At 59.7% G+C, this 17,139-nt stretch carries 12 protein-coding genes; 3 read left to right on the forward strand and 9 right to left on the reverse strand.

Going from position 1 to position 17,139, the window contains the following annotated elements:
- The first annotated feature begins 118 nt into the window (after positions 1-118).
- Positions 119-1,090 (forward strand): GTPase, encoded by a 972-nt coding sequence (gene yjiA, locus QZR14_RS08370; RefSeq protein WP_311996308.1) that lies wholly within the window; start codon positions 119-121, stop codon positions 1,088-1,090.
- A gap of 116 nt (positions 1,091-1,206) precedes the next feature.
- Here the strand turns inward: yjiA and QZR14_RS08375 are convergent, their stop codons facing one another.
- The 5 genes from QZR14_RS08375 to morA form a co-directional block, all read right to left on the reverse strand.
- The gene (locus QZR14_RS08375) at positions 1,207-1,917 is read right to left on the reverse strand and encodes a GntR family transcriptional regulator (RefSeq protein ID WP_311996309.1); all 711 of its coding nucleotides are present in this window, start codon (positions 1,915-1,917) and stop codon (positions 1,207-1,209) included.
- Between the two features lie 19 nt (positions 1,918-1,936).
- The gene (locus QZR14_RS08380) at positions 1,937-2,641 is read right to left on the reverse strand and encodes a FadR/GntR family transcriptional regulator (protein WP_034153832.1); all 705 of its coding nucleotides are present in this window, start codon (positions 2,639-2,641) and stop codon (positions 1,937-1,939) included.
- An 83-nt stretch (positions 2,642-2,724) separates the two neighbouring features.
- Positions 2,725-4,038 carry a C4-dicarboxylate transporter DctA gene (locus QZR14_RS08385; RefSeq protein ID WP_103303615.1) on the reverse strand — a complete coding sequence of 438 codons (1,314 nt, stop codon included), beginning with the start codon at positions 4,036-4,038 and terminating at the stop codon, positions 2,725-2,727.
- Between the two features lie 341 nt (positions 4,039-4,379).
- On the reverse strand, positions 4,380-5,633 hold the full coding sequence (glyA, locus tag QZR14_RS08390; RefSeq protein ID WP_123463984.1) for a serine hydroxymethyltransferase: 1,254 nt from the start codon (positions 5,631-5,633) through the stop codon (positions 4,380-4,382).
- Positions 5,634-5,885: 252 nt separating this feature from the next.
- Complete coding sequence (gene morA, locus QZR14_RS08395) at positions 5,886-9,734, reverse strand: cyclic di-GMP receptor MorA (protein ID WP_250607172.1); 3,849 nt, start codon at positions 9,732-9,734, stop codon at positions 5,886-5,888.
- A gap of 425 nt (positions 9,735-10,159) precedes the next feature.
- On the opposite strand from morA, the gene ettA reads away from it, so the two are divergent.
- The gene (gene ettA, locus QZR14_RS08400) at positions 10,160-11,824 is read left to right on the forward strand and encodes an energy-dependent translational throttle protein EttA (RefSeq protein ID WP_025108770.1); all 1,665 of its coding nucleotides are present in this window, start codon (positions 10,160-10,162) and stop codon (positions 11,822-11,824) included.
- A gap of 368 nt (positions 11,825-12,192) precedes the next feature.
- Entirely contained in the window at positions 12,193-13,530 is a 1,338-nt protein-coding gene (gene gdhA, locus QZR14_RS08405) for an NADP-specific glutamate dehydrogenase (RefSeq protein WP_311996310.1), read from the forward strand.
- Here the strand turns inward: gdhA and QZR14_RS08410 are convergent.
- From QZR14_RS08410 to QZR14_RS08425, 4 genes are all read right to left on the reverse strand, one after another.
- Positions 13,527-14,021 carry a GreA/GreB family elongation factor gene (locus tag QZR14_RS08410; RefSeq protein ID WP_250607170.1) on the reverse strand — a complete coding sequence of 165 codons (495 nt, stop codon included), beginning with the start codon at positions 14,019-14,021 and terminating at the stop codon, positions 13,527-13,529. The two genes, gdhA and QZR14_RS08410, sit on opposite strands and share 4 nt — an antisense overlap.
- A 70-nt stretch (positions 14,022-14,091) precedes the next feature.
- Positions 14,092-14,448 (reverse strand): hypothetical protein, encoded by a 357-nt coding sequence (locus QZR14_RS08415; protein ID WP_034153839.1) that lies wholly within the window; start codon positions 14,446-14,448, stop codon positions 14,092-14,094.
- A gap of 155 nt (positions 14,449-14,603) precedes the next feature.
- Complete coding sequence (locus tag QZR14_RS08420; protein ID WP_311996311.1) at positions 14,604-16,457, reverse strand: Lnb N-terminal periplasmic domain-containing protein; 1,854 nt, start codon at positions 16,455-16,457, stop codon at positions 14,604-14,606.
- A 94-nt stretch (positions 16,458-16,551) separates the two neighbouring features.
- Positions 16,552-17,040, reverse strand: coding sequence for a DUF3015 domain-containing protein (locus QZR14_RS08425; RefSeq protein WP_007909797.1), 489 nt, complete (start codon positions 17,038-17,040; stop codon positions 16,552-16,554).
- Between the last annotated feature and the right edge of the window lie 99 nt (positions 17,041-17,139).

The following is a 17,139-nucleotide window of genomic DNA, read 5'->3' on the forward strand; positions in this document are numbered from 1 at the left end:
CTGCTCGCGAATACGGAGTGTCAGTTGATGAATAATTTGACTGACACACCGCTTTCGCGAGCAGGCTCGCTCCCACATTTGTTTTCGTGTTGTTCATTTATTTGAAGGAGATCGAGTTTTGTCCTCTCCCATCCCGGTCACGGTACTCAGCGGTTTCCTCGGTGCCGGCAAGACCACCTTGCTGCGCCATATCTTGAAAGCCGAGCACGGCCTGAAAATCGCCGTGATCGAAAACGAATTCAGCGATGCCGGCATCGACACTCAGTTGCTCGGTGACGAACCGGTGCAAGTCATGACCCTGGCCAACGGCTGCGTCTGCTGCACCATTCACACCGACCTGACCAAAGCGCTGTACCTGCTGCTTGAGCGCCTGGACAGCGGCGAGATTGCGTTTGATCGCCTGGTCATCGAGTGCACCGGTCTGGCCGATCCGGCGCCGGTGGCGCAGACCTTTTTCATCGACGAAGAGCTGCGCGAGCGCTACCTGCTTGACGGCATCATCACCCTGGTCGATGCCGCCCACGCGGAAGTACATCTGAGCCAGACCATCGCCCAGGCACAGATCGGTTTCGCTGACCGCTTGCTGGTGAGCAAGACCGATCTGGTCGATGAAGCCACGTTCACCGCGCTGAGCGAACGCCTGACGAGGATCAACCGGCGCGCGCCGATCCGAGTGGTCGAGCACGGCAACATCGATCTGGCGGAATTGCTCGATGTGCGCGGCTTCAACCTCAATGCTGATCTCGGCGGTGGTTTGAGCTTGCGCCCGGTCAGCAAGGCGCCGTCGATTGATCGCATTTCCAGTCTGGTGTTGCGCACCGATCAGCCGCTGGATATCGATCAGCTCAGCGAGTTCATGAATGAGCTGCTGGAAGAACACGGCAAGCAGTTGCTGCGTTACAAAGGCGTGCTGAACATCGCGGGTGAGGATCGGCGCCTGGTGTTTCAGGGCGTGTTGAAGCTCTATGGCTTCGACTGGGATACCGAATGGGCCGAGGGTGAGGCGCGGGAAAGTGTGATTGTGTTTATTGCCGATGATTTGCCGGAAGAGAAGATTCGGGCGGGGTTTGCCAGAGTGGCTTCTGCCTGATGGATCCTGGTTGTCAGTGATGGCCTCTTCGCGAGCAGGCTCGCTCCCACAGTGAATTGCATTCTTCCTGACAGAACGCGGTCCACTGTGGGAGCGAGCCTGCTCGCGAAAGCGATTTAACCGACAGCACATTGCTCAAGGTTTGAACCCAGCAGTGTCTGCTCAAGATGATCCAGATGCCGGTTCATCAGCATTCCGGCCTTGGAAACATCGCCACGCTCGACCGCCTCAACCAACGCCAAATGCTCCTGCCACGCGCAACCGCTGTGCGTCTGGCATTCACTCCGCGCAATCGCCAATGACGTCAGTGGCACCAGACTGCCAAGAAAATGCGCCAGCGGTGCATTCCCCGCCATCTGCGCCAACGTCAGATGAAACTCCCCAGACAAGCGAATCGCCGCCCCGCGCCGATCCTGTTCAATCGCCATACGCTCACGCTCAATCAATCCGCGCAGCCTTTTCAAACTGTCAGCCTGCGGACGCTGACACGCCAGCCGCACCAGCGTGCTCTCGGTCAGTCGCCGCGCATGCAAAGTCTGCCGGGTTTGCTCCCGATCAGGTGCCGCCACACGTGGGCGATGATTGGCGCGCAGCACAATGACTTGTTCAAGAGACAACTGCGTCAACACCCGCCGCACATCGGCACGGCTGGCACCGAACATGTCTTTGAGGCTGTCCTCGGTAAAACGGCTGGCCGAGTCGATGCGCTGTTCGAGAATCGCGTCGAGCAGCCGCGGATACAGATCTTCCGCCGGTGCGCGCAGGCGGGAGAAGGGCAGGGGCGTCGTGGTCTGGCGAGTGGGCGAAGCTGCAGCGAAATTGTTCATGGCCTGTCTCCAGTCGGTATCAGCGACTCAAGTTGTCTTCCGGAATATTCAGCTCAATACCCATGCGCTGACCTTCGCGCAGAATGTGCCGACGCATTTCGGCGCTGGCCTGGGCGCTGTTCTTGCTGCGGATCGCGCGGACCACCGCTTCGTTTTCTTCCAGTCGCTCGGCCAGATGCTCCGGGGAATTGCGCAGCACTTCGGCGCTCTGCTTGAGGGCATTGCTGGTTTGCTGCACCACACTCTGGAAGATCGGATTCGAGGTCAGGGTGAACAGCTCTTCGTGGAAGGCGATGTAGGCGCTGACCCCGGCTTCACTGTCGCCGGCTTCGAGGGCTTCGCGCATGTCCATCAGGGTCAGACGCAACTGGCCGACTTCCTTGCTGCTGATCGACTGCGCCACCAGCCCGACAATGAACGGCTCAAGGGTGTAGCGCAGTTGCAGCACGTCTTCGAGGCTGGCGCCGGCGACTGCACTGTCATGGCTTTGGCTGTCGCTGAGTTGCGCGTCGAGTACGACTACGCCTTTGCCTGGCATCGAGCGTACGAGGCCAAGGGTTTCCAGAACGATCACCGCTTCGCGCAGGCTCGGGCGGCTGATGCCCAGTTGTTCGGCCAGTTCGCGCTGGCCCGGCAGCATGTCGCCGGAGCGCCACTGGCCACGGGCCAATGCGGCACGGAGTTTTTCTACGACTGAGTTGACGACGGTTGATGTGGTAATCACTTGTCTTGCTCCATGTGCCTGTAGGGGCGCCGCAAACCGGGATCAGAAGATCGCCGCTTGCGGCAGCGCCTGCAGGGTTGAAATCAGAACTCCTGCTGGTGCGCCGGAGTCGCTGTTTTACGCGGCTGAAAGGTGTAGCCCTGCTGGCCGCTCAGTACTTTGTTGGCTCGCTGTACATCAATGTCTTTTTCCCAACGGGCGATCGCCACCGTGGCGACACAATTGCCGATGAGGTTGGTCAGTGCCCGGCCGATGCCCATGAACCAGTCCACCGCCAGCACTAGCACCAGACCGACCACCGGGATCGCCGGAATCGCCGTCAGCGTGGCCGCCAGAATCACCAGGGCCGAACCGGGAATGCCGTGGGCGCCTTTTGAGGTAATCAGCGACACCAGCAGAATCGTCAGCAGATCGGTCATGGCCAACGGTGTGCCGGTGGCATTGGCGATGAACACGATGGCCAGGGTCAGGTAGATCGAGAAGCCGTCGAGGTTGAACGAGTAACCGGTGGGAATCACCAGTCCGACGGTCGAGCTGCCGATGCCGAGGTGTTCGAGTTTGCGCATGATCTGCGGCAGCACGGCATCGGATGATGCGGTGCCCATGACGATCAGCAGTTCTTCACGCAGGTACTTCAACAGCGGCCACATGCGCAGGCCGGAGGCTCGCATCACCAGACCGAGAATCACGCTGACGAACGCGATGCAGGTCAGGTAGAACAGGCCGACCAGACTGCCCAGATGTTGCAGGGAATCGAGGCCATATTTGCTGGTGGTAAACGCGATGGCGCCGAATACGCCGATCGGTGCCAGACGCACGATCATGCCCATGATGCGGAAGATTACATGGCTCAGTTCGTTGATCAGTCGCGAGATCCCGGAGGCCGCTTCACCGACCAGATTCAACGCGCTGCCGAACAGTACCGAGAACAGCAGCACCTGCAGAATGTTGTTGTCAGCGAAGGCGCCGATCACCGAGGTCGGGATCAGGTCCATGAGAAATTGCGTGGTGGTGTGCATGTGCTGGCCGCGTTCGGCGATGTCACCCATGTCGGCGGCGGAGAGTTGCTCGAGATGGATATTCGCGCCGCTGCCGATGCCTGTGCTGAAGGCGAAGACCAGGCCGATCACCAGAGCGATGGTGGTCAGGACTTCGAAGTAGATCACCGACTTGAGACCGATGCGCCCGACCTTCTTCAGATCGCCCGCGCCGCTGATGCCGCTGACCACCACGCAGAACACGATGAGGCCGATGAGCATCTTGATCAGTTTGATGAAGCCGTCGCCGAGCGGTTTGAGCTGGGCCGAGTATTCAGGAAGGGTCAGCCCGCAGACGATGCCGAGCATCAGTCCGAGAACCACTTGGAGGAAGATTGAACGCGAGCACCATCTGAGCATGGGAGGAATCCTGGTCGGTGTCCTGGCTGCTGGCGCTTGCACGCTCAGATTCAGGACTTAATTATTGTGGTCTTACCGGTATGTCCAGTGCGGGTGCAGTCTACGCTCGGTTTTTTCGGGATGACAAGTGAAAACATTAAAATTGGCATGACCGGTCTGACCAGAGGCCAGAGCCGCATGTAGGAGCTGCCGGAGGCTGCGATCTTTTGATCCCGTTTTTAAAACAAATCAAAAGATCGCAGCCTCGTTTCACTCGACAGCTCCTACAGGGGAAATCCCAGGCGAAAAAAAACCGGCCAATCACTTGGCCGGTTTTTCATGCTGCGGGTTTAGCGTCGCAATTAAGCGCCGTACACCGGCAGTTTCTTGCAGATGGCTTTGACTTTCTCACGAACGGCGTCGATCACCGCTTCGTTGTTCAGGTCAGCCAGGATGTCGCAGATCCAGCCGGCCAGCTCTTTGCACTCTGCTTCTTTGAAGCCGCGAGTGGTCACAGCCGGGGTACCGAAACGCAGACCGGAAGTCACGAACGGCGAGCGTGGATCGTTTGGCACGGAGTTCTTGTTCACGGTGATGAACGCTTTGCCCAGAGCAGCGTCGGCGTCTTTACCGGAGATGTCCTGCTTGATCAGCGACAGCAGGAACAGGTGGTTCTTGGTACCGCCCGAAACTACGTCGAAACCGCGCGCGATGAACACTTCGGCCATGGCCTGGGCGTTCTTCACCACTTGTTCCTGGTAGGCCTTGAACTCAGGCTGCAGTGCTTCCTTGAAGCAGATCGCTTTGGCGGCGATCACGTGTTCCAGCGGGCCACCCTGGGCGCCCGGGAATACTGCGGAGTTGAGCTTCTTCTCGATTTCGGCGTTGGCGCGCGCCAGGATCAGGCCGCCACGTGGACCGCGCAGGGTCTTGTGCGTGGTGGTGGTCACGACGTCAGCGAAAGGCACCGGGTTCGGGTAAACACCAGCGGCAACCAGACCGGCTACGTGAGCCATGTCGACGAACAGGTAAGCGCCAACCTTGTCAGCGATTGCACGGAAGCGCGGGAAGTCGAGAATCTGCGAGTAGGCAGAGAAACCGGCCACGATCATTTTTGGCTTGTGCTCAACCGCCAGACGCTCGACTTCGTCGTAGTCGATCAGGCCGTTGGCGTCGATGCCGTACTGCACGGCGTTGTACAGCTTGCCGGAGGAGGAAACGCTGGCGCCGTGGGTCAGGTGACCGCCGTGGGCCAGGCTCATGCCCAGAATGGTGTCGCCACCTTGCAGCAGGGCCAGGTAAACAGCAGCGTTGGCTTGCGAACCGGCGTGCGGCTGAACGTTGGCGTAATCGGCGCCGAACAGTTCCTTGGCGCGGTCGATGGCCAGTTGTTCAACAACGTCAACGTACTCGCAACCACCGTAGTAACGCTTGCCTGGGTAGCCTTCAGCGTATTTGTTGGTCAGGACCGAGCCTTGAGCTTCCATCACCGCTGGGCTGGTGTAGTTTTCCGAAGCGATCAGCTCAATGTGTTCTTCCTGGCGCTGAGCTTCTTGCTCCATGGCGGCAAAAAGGTCGGCGTCGTACTTGGCAATAGTCAAATCACGGCTGAACATGGCGGTCCTCAAGGATCGGGGGCAGAAAAGGGGGGCATTCTAACCCAATGGGTTTTGGATGGCATATGAAACGACATCATGTCGCAGACAAGTGGCGTTCATGACAGATGTGCGGTGCTTTTACCGGCCTGAAAAGATCGCAGCCTTCGGCAGCTCCTACAGTAATCGGAGCTGATCCCGCATATTGTGACCGATATCAATTCCTGTAGGAGCTGCCGAAGGCTGCGATCTTTTCGGCCTCTCAACAGGCTTTCAGTCGAACATGAACAGCGCGTCATTACTGAACTGCGCCTCAAACCGCCCCGCCGGCATCGGCCGCCCGAACAGATACCCCTGAACCTCATCGCAACCATGCTCGCGCAGGAAGTCCAGCTGTTCGTGGGTTTCCACACCCTCGGCAATCACCGCCAGATTCAGGCTGTGCGCCATGGCGATGATTGCGCGGGCGATCTGCGCGTCCTGCTCACCGGACGGCAGGCCATCGACAAAGGTGCGGTCGATTTTCAGCACGTCGATCGGGAATTGTTTGAGGTAGTTCAGCGATGAGTAACCGGTGCCGAAGTCGTCGACCGCGATGCTCAGGCCAAGGTTTTTCAGCCCGGCGAGAATCTGCATCGCTTCGCTGACTTCGCGCATCAGGATACTTTCGGTCAGCTCCAGCTCCAGACACGCCGGCGGCAGGCCGGTTTCGCGCAGGATCGTGGCGATCCGCGTGCCGAGCTGGCCATCGGAGAACTGTCGCGCGGAGATGTTCACCGACACCTTCGGCACGCGTACACGATTCTGGTGCCAGGTCTTCAACTGACGGCACGCCTCGCTGATCACCCAGTCGCCGACGTCCACCACCAGACCCAGCTCTTCCAGCACCGGAATGAAATCCCCCGGCGGCACCAGTCCACGGCGCGGATGGCGCCAGCGCAACAGCGCTTCGGCGCCGGTCAGGCGTTTGCCGTCGCCGCTGAATTGCGGTTGGTAATACAGGACGAATTCGTTTTGTTCCAGGGCATGGCGCAGGTCGCTTTCCAGCTCCAGACGCTCCAGCGCACTGGCGTTCATGTCGGCCTGATAGAACTGGAAGTTGTTCTTGCCGCGTTCTTTGGCGTGGTACATCGCCGTATCAGCGTTTTTCATCAACTGGCTGAGTTCGTTGCCGTCCTGCGGGCTCAGGGCGATGCCGATACTGGCGGTGACGAAGAACTCGCGCCCTTCAAGCACGAACGGCCGGACGAGGCTGCCGAGGATCTGTTCGGCCACATGAATCGCCCGGTTCAGCGCCAGCTCGCGGCTGGAGCGGTGTTGCAGCAGCAAGGTGAACTCGTCGCCGCCCATGCGCGCCACGGTGTCGTCATCGTCGACGCAGGCCAACAGGCGCGTGGCCATGTCTTTCAGCATGCGGTCGCCGGCGGCGTGGCCGAGGGAGTCGTTGATCGGTTTGAAACGGTCGAGGTCGAGGAACATCAGCACCACCCATGACTTCTGCCGCTCGGCCGATTGCAGCGCGGTGTGCAGACGATCCTGAAACAGCGTGCGGTTCGGCAGATGAGTCAGGGCGTCGTAGTAGGCGAGGCGGTGAATCCGCTGCTCGCTGGCCTTGCGCTCGCTGATGTCACTGAAGAAACACACGTAACTGGCCAGATCGCCTTCGTCATCGAGCACGGCGGTGATGCCGACCCACGCCGGGTAATGCTCGCCATTACGACGCTTGAGCCAGACTTCGCCTTCCCAGGTGCTGTGCTGATGCAGTTGTTTAAGCACGTAGCGCAGGTGGGCGTCCTGTTGCTCATCAACGGTGAGCATGTTCGGCAACTGGTCGAGCACTTCGCTCACTGCGTAACCGCTGACACGACTGAAAGCTTCGTTGGCCTGAACGATGTAACCGGCCGGGTCGGTGATCAGGATCGCCGACGTCGAGTGTTCGAATACCGTGGCAGCCATGCGCAGGTCTTTCTCGGCGCGGCGCTGCTGGCTGATATCGCGACCGACACCGAGCACGCCTTCGAACGCGCCATGCTCGTCCCACACCAGCACCAGACGCAGCTCGATCGGGATCTTGCGGCCATCGGCGCGCAGGCAGTCGAACAGGAACAACTGCGTCTGCACCTGATTGCGCAACACCGCCAGTTGCTCGGGTTTGTCCAGCGCCTTGCTGACCCGGTCCATCAGCGTATAGATGCCACTCAGTTGCTGCGGGTTGGCGATGGTCGATTGCCAGCCGTTCTGGAAAATCCACTCGGCGTCGTAACCCAGCACGGCCTGCACCGACGGGCTGACATAGTTCAGCGAGAGCTTGCTGTCGGTGGAGAAAATCACGTCGCTGATGCTTTCGGCGAGCATGCGGTAGCGCTGCTCGCTGTCACGCAAGGATTCGCTGGCTTCGATCTGTTCGGTGATGTCCTTGGCCACGCCGATGATTCGCGTGACCTGATCGTGTTTGTCGCGGGCCAGCGCCTGTTCGCGAATATCGAAACGCCGCCATTTGCCGTCGCGATGGCGGAAACGCAATTGGCACTGGAGCAACTGACTGTAGCCGGCGTGGCGCTGCATCTGCCGCGAGCGATGGTAGTAGTCGGCATCCTCCGGGTGCAGGAGGATTTCCCAGAAATACTCGCCCATCTGGTGCAGTTCGGTGCGGTTGTAGCCGAGGGTCTGACCGAGGTGGTGGTTGCTGAAAATCATCCGCTGGCTGATCACGTCCTGCACATACAGGTGATCCGGCACGGTGCGCACCACGTCCGACCAGAAACCTTCGCGTTCGAGCAGCGACAGTTCGATCAGCTTGCGGCTGGTGATGTCGTTGATGCTGAGGATCACCGCTTTGTAGTCGTGCTGCTCGGTCGGCAGGCGCAACACCATCCACAGGTGCTGGTCGCGGCCATTGATGTCCGGCAGTTTGATTTCCAGTTCCAGCTGCTTTTGTTGCTGCAGCACGGCATCGAGCACTTGATTGCCGATGGCGCACTGGCGGTGTGGATGGCCGTCGATCAACAGTTGCCAGGCATGCTCGCAGGAATTGACATTGAGCAGTTGCAGCGCGACCTGGTTGACCTCGGTGACGCGCAATTCCTGCAAGAGTTGCTGGCGTTGCGCCGGTTGGTCGAGCCAGGCCTTGAGCTGGTCGCTGGTCTGGATCTGCGCCTTGTCGAACACCTGCTTGAGGCCGGACAGGTCCAGCACACACAGGGCCACGCCGGTGCCTTCGAAAATGTCCTGATAACGTCGGCGACCTTCGTGCAACTGGCGCTGACGCCGGCGCATGTTTAACAGCGCAATTACCGGCAGCATCGAGAACGCCAGGCCCAACAGGCATTTGCCGATAAACGCCGGCAGCAGTTCTTCGAGCACGCGCTGGCGGTCGAACAGACCACGCAACTGCCAGTCGCTGCTGCTCAGCGGCACGGTCAACACCGTGTTGGCCATGTCGTCCGGACTCAAGACGCCAGGCCTGGCCGAAGGCTGCGCTTCGTCGCGGCTGATGATCTGATGATTGAGGCGGTTTTCCACCAGCCACAGCGGGCGGATGCCGGTTTCGCCCTGTTTGGTCAGCGAGTCGAAGAACGTCGGAGTCAGGCGCAAGGCCCAATAACCGCGCGTGCTGCCGCTGGCCTGATGCAATAACAGATGCACCACAGAACCGTCGTCGGCGTTGCTGAAGTAATGCGCCTGCGCGCGGCTGCGGCGCACCAGTTCGGTGAGGTACTCGGCGTCGTGGCTGTCGGCGGCGCTGTCGTTGATGATCCGCCCGGAGGGGCTGAGCAATGCCAGGCTGCGCAGATCGGGCAGCGATTGCTGAAGCTTGCGCAGCAGCGCCTGCTGTTCGTCGGCTGATTGCGGCTGTTCGACGATCGGTAGCAGATTGAGGGCGATTTGCGCGTTCAGCGCCATGTTCAGGCTGACCTGCGAGGCGAGGTCGGCGGTGTAATCGATGGTGTACTGACGCTGGTTTTTCTGGGTTTCGCGCAGTTGATCGAGCAGTTGCCAGAACAGCAACGCGAGCAATAAAAGCACGAGTGTCGCCAGCGCACCCTTTAATGTACCGCGCAGGGACGAGCCGGGCGCCGGTGGGGTGCTGCTCACAGAAGCTGGCGGAGTGACATTGGACAAGCTGTGATCCTGCGATTTGGCTGGACTGGCGCGACGTGCACTATAAGCCGGACGCCCAAAGGGCGGCTAGCATGCCTTGAGTCGTGGCTAAGTGCCAGCCCCGCGCGGCTGGACTGCCACCGGTCATTAAGGTAGCTTTGCCGGTTACGCGGGAGCCCAGACACTGTTAAAACTACTGCGCTCGGAAATACTGCGTTGAAAACAGGCTCGGACTGCTCATTTACAACCCGTAAACTCCGCGTCCTCGCCTGTTTTCGCCTTGTCTTTCCTTCGCTCGTTACGTTTTAACAGCGTCTGGTCCAGCTCCTAGACTCAGACTTTTTCAGCGCGCACGCATTGATAACCATCAAGTGAACGACGCGCATGGTCTGGCCGGGCTTCGCCTGCGCTGCAATCATTCATCTGTCACTGACCCAAGGTTCTCCATGGCTCAATACGTCTTCACCATGCATCGGCTGGGCAAAGTTGTTCCGCCGAAGCGGGAAATTCTCAAAAACATTTCGCTGTCCTTCTTCCCTGGCGCCAAGATCGGCGTGCTCGGCCTCAACGGTTCGGGTAAGTCCACGCTGCTGAAAATCATGGCTGGCGTCGACACCGAGTTCGAGGGCGAAGCCCGTCCGATGCCGGACCTGAACATCGGTTATCTGCCGCAAGAGCCACAACTTGATCCGACCAAGACCGTGCGTGAAGTGGTCGAGGAAGCCGTCAGCGTGATCAAGGATGCGCAAGCGCGTCTGGATGAGGTTTACGCCGCTTACGCCGATCCTGATGCCGACTTCGACAAGCTGGCCGCCGAGCAAGCCAAACTCGAAGCGATCCTGCAGGCCAGCGATGGTCACAACCTTGAGCGCCAACTTGAAGTCGCCGCCGATGCGCTGCGTCTGCCGGCCTGGGACGCCAAGGTCGAACACCTGTCCGGTGGTGAAAAGCGCCGTGTGGCCCTGTGCCGTTTGCTGCTGTCCGCCCCGGACATGCTGCTGCTCGACGAACCGACTAACCACTTGGACGCCGATTCGGTGGCGTGGCTGGAGCACTTCCTGCACGACTTCCCGGGCACTGTGGTAGCGATCACGCACGACCGTTACTTCCTCGATAACGTCGCTGGCTGGATTCTCGAGCTCGACCGCGGCGCGGGCATTCCGTACGAAGGCAACTACTCGGGTTGGCTTGAAGCCAAGTCCGATCGTCTGGCCGCCGAATCCAAGCAGCAGTCGGCTCACGAAAAAGCCATGAAGGAAGAACTGGAGTGGGTGCGCAAAGGCGCGAAAGCCCGCCAGTCGAAATCCAAGGCACGTCTGCAACGCTTCGAAGAAATGCAATCGCAGGAATTCCAGAAGCGTTCGGAAACCAACGAGATCTACATCCCGGCCGGTCCGCGCCTGGGCGACAAGGTCATCGAATTCAAGAACGTCACCAAGGGCTACGGCGATCGCGTGCTGATCGACAACCTGTCGTTCTCCATGCCGAAAGGCGCCATCGTCGGCGTGATCGGCGGTAACGGTGCCGGTAAGTCGACCCTGTTCCGCATGCTGATGGGCAAGGAAACGCCGGATTCGGGCAGCATCGAAGTCGGCGAAACCGTGCAACTGGCCTGCGTCGATCAGAGCCGCGAAGATCTGGACGGCAGCAAGACTGTGTTCCAGCAGATTTCCGACGGTTCCGACCAGATCCGCATCGGCAACTACGAGATCCCGTCGCGCACCTATGTCGGCCGCTTCAACTTCAAGGGCGGCGATCAGCAGAAGTTCGTCAAGGACCTGTCCGGTGGTGAACGCGGTCGTCTGCACCTGGCGCTGACCCTGAAGGAGGGCGGCAACGTCCTGCTGCTCGACGAACCGTCCAACGACCTCGACGTTGAAACCCTGCGTTCCCTGGAAGAAGCCCTGCTGGACTTCCCGGGCGCCGCCATTGTGATCTCTCACGATCGCTGGTTCCTGGACCGTGTGGCGACACACATCCTGGCGTACGAAGACGACTCGCAAGCGGTGTTCTTCGAAGGTAACTACACCGAGTACGAAGCCGATCGTAAGAAGCGTCTCGGCGAAGCGGCTGCCCAGCCACACCGGGTACGTCACAAGAAACTGGCCTGATTCGGGTTGGTTACATAAGAGCGGAGCCTTCGGGCTCCGTTTTTTTTGCCTGGTTTTTCAGGGATACCGAGTTGGATTCATCGCTGGCAAGCCAGCTCCCACAGGATTTTTGTCATGCATGGAATATGTAATCACCTCTGACACTGTGGGAGCTGGCTTGCCAGCGATGGCGGTTTCACTGTTGGTGCAAACCTAATATCTGACCTCACCATTAGGGGGCAAAAAATGCCAAAAACGCCTCTGATTTATATCCTGTGCACCATTTAATTTCATAACTGCGACATTTTGCTCTGTTCCTGTGCGCGATCCGTTTGTTACAGTCCGGCCCAATCTCCTCCAACGACAATAAATTTGCCGAGACTTTTCCCATGATCGAATCCGTCGAATCCTTCCTCGCTCGCCTGAAAAAACGCGACCCGGATCAACCCGAATTCCACCAGGCCGTCGAAGAAGTCCTGCGCAGTCTGTGGCCGTTTCTCGAAGCCAATCCGCATTACCTGACCTCGGGGATTCTGGAGCGTATGTGCGAGCCGGAGCGTGCGGTGGTATTTCGCGTGTCGTGGGTCGACGATCAGGGCAAGGTCCAGGTCAATCGCGGGTTCCGCATCCAGATGAACAGCGCCATCGGCCCGTACAAGGGCGGCTTGCGTTTCCATCCTTCGGTGAACATGGGCGTGCTGAAATTCCTCGCCTTCGAACAGACCTTCAAGAACTCGCTGACCTCGCTGCCCATGGGCGGCGGCAAGGGCGGCTCGGACTTCGATCCGAAGGGCAAGAGCGACGCTGAAGTCATGCGTTTCTGTCAGGCGTTCATGAGCGAGTTGTATCGCCACATCGGCGCTGACGTTGACGTGCCGGCCGGTGACATCGGCGTCGGCGCGCGCGAGATCGGTTTCCTGTTTGGCCAGTACAAGCGCCTGAGCAACCAGTTCACCAGTGTGCTGACCGGCAAAGGCATGACCTACGGCGGTAGCCTGATTCGTCCGGAAGCCACCGGTTTCGGCTGCGTCTACTTCGCCGAAGAAATGCTCAAGCGCCGCGAACTGAGCGTCGAAGGCCAGCGCGTGGCGATTTCCGGTTCCGGCAACGTCGCGCAATACGCAGCACGCAAGGTCATGGACCTGGGCGGCAAAGTGATTTCGCTGTCCGACTCCGAAGGCACGCTGTACTGCGAGACCGGTTTGAGCGAAGAACAGTGGCTGGCGCTGCTGGAACTGAAAAACGTCAAACGCGGACGCATCAGTGAATTGGCGGCGGCATTCGGCCTGGAATTCCGTGCCGGTCAGTTGCCGTGGTCGTTGCCGTGCGACATCGCGCTGCCGTGCGCCACGCAGAACGAACTCGACGCGGAAGCCGCGCGCACGCTACTGCGCAATGGCTGTGTGTGCGTGGCCGAAGGCGCGAACATGCCGACTACGCTTGCCGCTGTGGATATCTTTATCGAGGCCGGCATTCTGTTTGCGCCGGGCAAAGCGTCCAACGCTGGCGGCGTGGCGGTGAGCGGTCTGGAGATGTCGCAGAACGCCATGCGCCTGCTGTGGACAGCGGGTGAGGTTGACAGCAAGTTGCACGCGATCATGCAGTCGATCCACCACGCTTGCGTGCATTACGGCGAAGAGAACGGGCGGATCAACTACGTCAAAGGCGCGAACATCGCCGGCTTCGTCAAAGTCGCCGACGCGATGCTGGCGCAGGGCGTGGTTTAAGCCGGTTCGATGCGGATCACTTCGATCATTTGATCGCCGGCGGGGCGCTGCCACAGCACCTCGTCGTTGAGTCGGGCGCCGAGCAGCGCCCGGCCCAAGGGTGAAGCCCAATTGATCAGGCCTTTGCCGGCATCGGCCTGATCTTCGCCGACCAGTTGCACCCGGCGTTCGGTATCGTGTTCGTCGGCGTAGGTCACCCAACTGCCGATCTGCACTTTGTCGGTGGAGGTCGCGGCAACCGCCACTTGTGCGCTACTCAGGCGTTGATTGAAATAACGCAAATCCCTTTGCAGATCGGCCAGACGCTGCTTGTCGGCCTGCTCACCCTTGGCCGATTGTTCGGCATGCAGGGTTTGCAGATCGGCGACTTTCGCCTGCAACTGCGCCAGCCCTTGCGGCGTGACGTAATTGGGCTGCGTGCTGACCTGTCGTTCGACCGGCTGATCGGCTTGCGCGGCGGCGTTGTCTTCGTTGACGAATGCGCGACTCATGGTGTCCTCCTCGTATGAGGTTTGGGCCATGCTTGCAGGCATTTGGTTTCACTGGATGTCTGGAAACGACCTATGGCGAGCGATACGCCCGCCCGGCGTCCTGATCTTTCTGCTGCTGCCAGGCGCGTTCGCGTTCGTCCCAATGTTCGTTGCGATACTGTTCGCGATCCTTGTTTTCCAGCATCGCCTGACACTGGCGAAAGCCGTCGGTCCAGCCTTCGGCGTATTGCTTGTCCTTGAGGTAGCGCGGCACGTTCTTGCGAAACTCGCCGCTGATCGAACCGGCGGCCTGGCGGCCACTGATACAACCGTCATCGAAGCCGTCGGCAAAGGCCGGTGGATAACCCTTGGCGATCAGATCTTCGTGGGTGGTCTGGCAACCGCCCAGTAACAGCACAACACCCAACAACCCCGCACACCGCCACATCGCACTCTCCCGCGCCGGTTGTCCGGCTTACGGGGAAAGTCTAGAAGGGGATTCGTTGGTGGGGTGTGAAAGAAAGATCAAAAAATCGCAGCCTGCGGCAGCTCCTAGAGGTGAAACACATTCCAAATGTAGGAACTGCCGAAGGCTGCGATCTTTTAATAGTGATACCACTTCACTTCGAGCATGACCTCTGTTTCCGGCGTCGCGAGGTGGCTGAACTCGCGCTGCGCACTCAGGCGCAAGCCGAGGTTGCGCGACAACTCCCACTGCTGATTCAAACTCAGGCTACGGCGCACTTCGCCATTGAAGAAGTAATCGCCCTTGGCTTCCAGGCTGAGATTGCCCAGCGGGTTTTTCCACAGCACGCCGGTATTGAAACCGCCGGCCGGGGAGACGAACTCGGCGAAATCATTGTTGTGTTCAACGCGCACGGTGCCGAGGGCAAAACCCAATACGTCATCAGCCAACGCCCAAGTACCGCCACCGCCGCCATTCACATGGCTGACCAGCGTTTCGTCATCATGCTTGCCCGGAACCCGCTCAAGGCCACCCGTGACCTGCCATGACAGCGGCTGCAGTAGCTCATTGCGCGGCGTCAGCGAACGAATCGTCGCCAGATCCAGTTGCTGCAACTGCCAGTGATTGCCTTCGTACTGGCGCAGTTTCATCTGCAGGATCTCGATCTGCGCGCCGAGCGGAAAACTTTCGGCGTTGTCGTTGAGATCGTGATAGGCCATGCGCAAGCCGTACTCACCGAACGCGCGGTCGCCACGGGTGCCGAGACCGGCCTGCCAGGTGCGCGATTCGTGGCCGTCTTCGGGCAAGCCCGGTTGCGGAATCTCCAGCTCCGGCGCCGGGTTCTTGTTGATCGCTCGCAGCAGTTCGAAACTGCGCTGCGCCCGTTGTGGATCGCGTTCCTGGCCGTTGGCGCGGTAGCGCTCCAGACGATACGCCGCGTCGATGATCAACGCTTGCCGGTCACGGGGCAGGGCTTTGAACGCCGGATCCTGCAACTGCTGCTGATCGGCGCTGACGTTCAGCACCCATTGCTGTTCGTCACTGTTCAAAGGCTCGGCACGGCTGAGCAATTCGCGCTCGCGGGACGGGCGGTATTCGATATTTTCCACCAACCCGGCTTCCTTCACCGCTTTGACGGTGTCGGTGGGAATGGCGGTCAGCGGGAATTGTTCGGTCAGGCGCAAGCTCGGCCGTGCCACCTGTAGCAGCTCAAGCAGGCGATACGAGCAGTTTTCGTCGAAGAAGAAGTAGTCGAACTGGATCTGCTTCAGCTCCCACACATGCTCGACCATGCGCGCGGTTTCTTCCTGGGTCAGGTTGAGCCGGTATTCCCACAGGTCGCGGTTTTCCAGGCTGCGGTATTCCGAGAGTTTTTCCTGATACGGCACCAGCGCGAACAACCCGGGATAGCCGCCCATCAAACCTTTCCAGGCGTAAAGAATGCTGTTGTCCGAGCCTTCGATGTAGGCGCCGAAGTTGATCGCGTAACTGAGCAGCGACGTCTTGTCGGCCTGCACATCGGCCTGATCGATGCGCAGCAGGGTGTGGCCGAACATCGATGACGGGCTATTCAGATAGGCTGCCGGAAAGATCATCACCGCGCTGTGCGGCGAGACGTCCTTGAACCATTTCTTGTATTCGGCGCACTCGGGTGTCGGCAGATCGCTGAGATTGAGCTGTGCCTTCAACCAGCGGGTGCGGGCCGGATAAACACATTGCGCATGTTGCTCGCCGAGGCTCGCCGGGGCGTACAGCGCTTGCACGGTGGCGGCCAGTTCGCGGTCGGGATGTTCATTGCCATCGGGCGCCAGAAAGAATTTCTTGTCGCTGACATAGCTGCGCCAGCCGCCAAGCTTGGCGGTTTCGTAGTGACCGAGGGAAATCCAGAAGCGGTCGTTGGCCAGTTGCTGCAAACGTTGAGGGTCGATGTGGGGCGCGGCGGACAGCGGGGCGCAGACACAGAGCGCCAGCCAGGCAAGGCGTTTGAGCATAGTCGGCAACTTGAACAGGAAAGAAATGAAGACCCAGAGAGGGCGGGCCAAAAAAACAAAACCCGCCTCCCGAAGGAAGCGGGTGGGGTCGAGCTTAAGCCTGAGTTGCGTACTTGGCCAGACGTGGGTCCGATTTCAGTACGGCCAGGGTGTTGGTATGCACGTCTTCAGCGGTCACGTCAGCCTTGCTGAAGATCTGCTGGAAGTGCTCGTGAGTCACAGCAGCGAAGTGCGCACGGTCTTCCGGTGCCACGCCCAGTACCACGGCATAAGTCGTCAGCGCTTCGCCGTTGCCTTTGGCCATGTCTTCGGACAGCTCGTTCATCATGCCATTCATGGCAAACCAGGATTTGCCGCCGTAGGTCAGCGATGCGTTGGTCGAGCAGCCGTTGGTGCCGGACGTCATCCCGAAGGTGGCGTTACCGGAAGTACCGTTGGTGGTGGAAGCGAGGAAGTGCGCCGGGGTGCCACGCTGACCTTCGAACAGCATGTTGCCCCAACCGCAATCCGGGCCGCCCGGAGCTTGCGCCATTGCGTTGATGGATACAGCGGTGAAGAGAGTACCGAGAAGAATCCGTTTCATATCTTTGTTCTCTTTGTGTGCATACCAATGGACAGGGTTCTGACACCTGACGGTGCCAGTGGGCCAGTATTAGTTCCAGCCGCGCAGTTTGGAGTTTAG

It is taken from the genome of Pseudomonas sp. rhizo66 (assembly GCF_031931925.1).
GTDB lineage: Bacteria > Pseudomonadota > Gammaproteobacteria > Pseudomonadales > Pseudomonadaceae > Aquipseudomonas.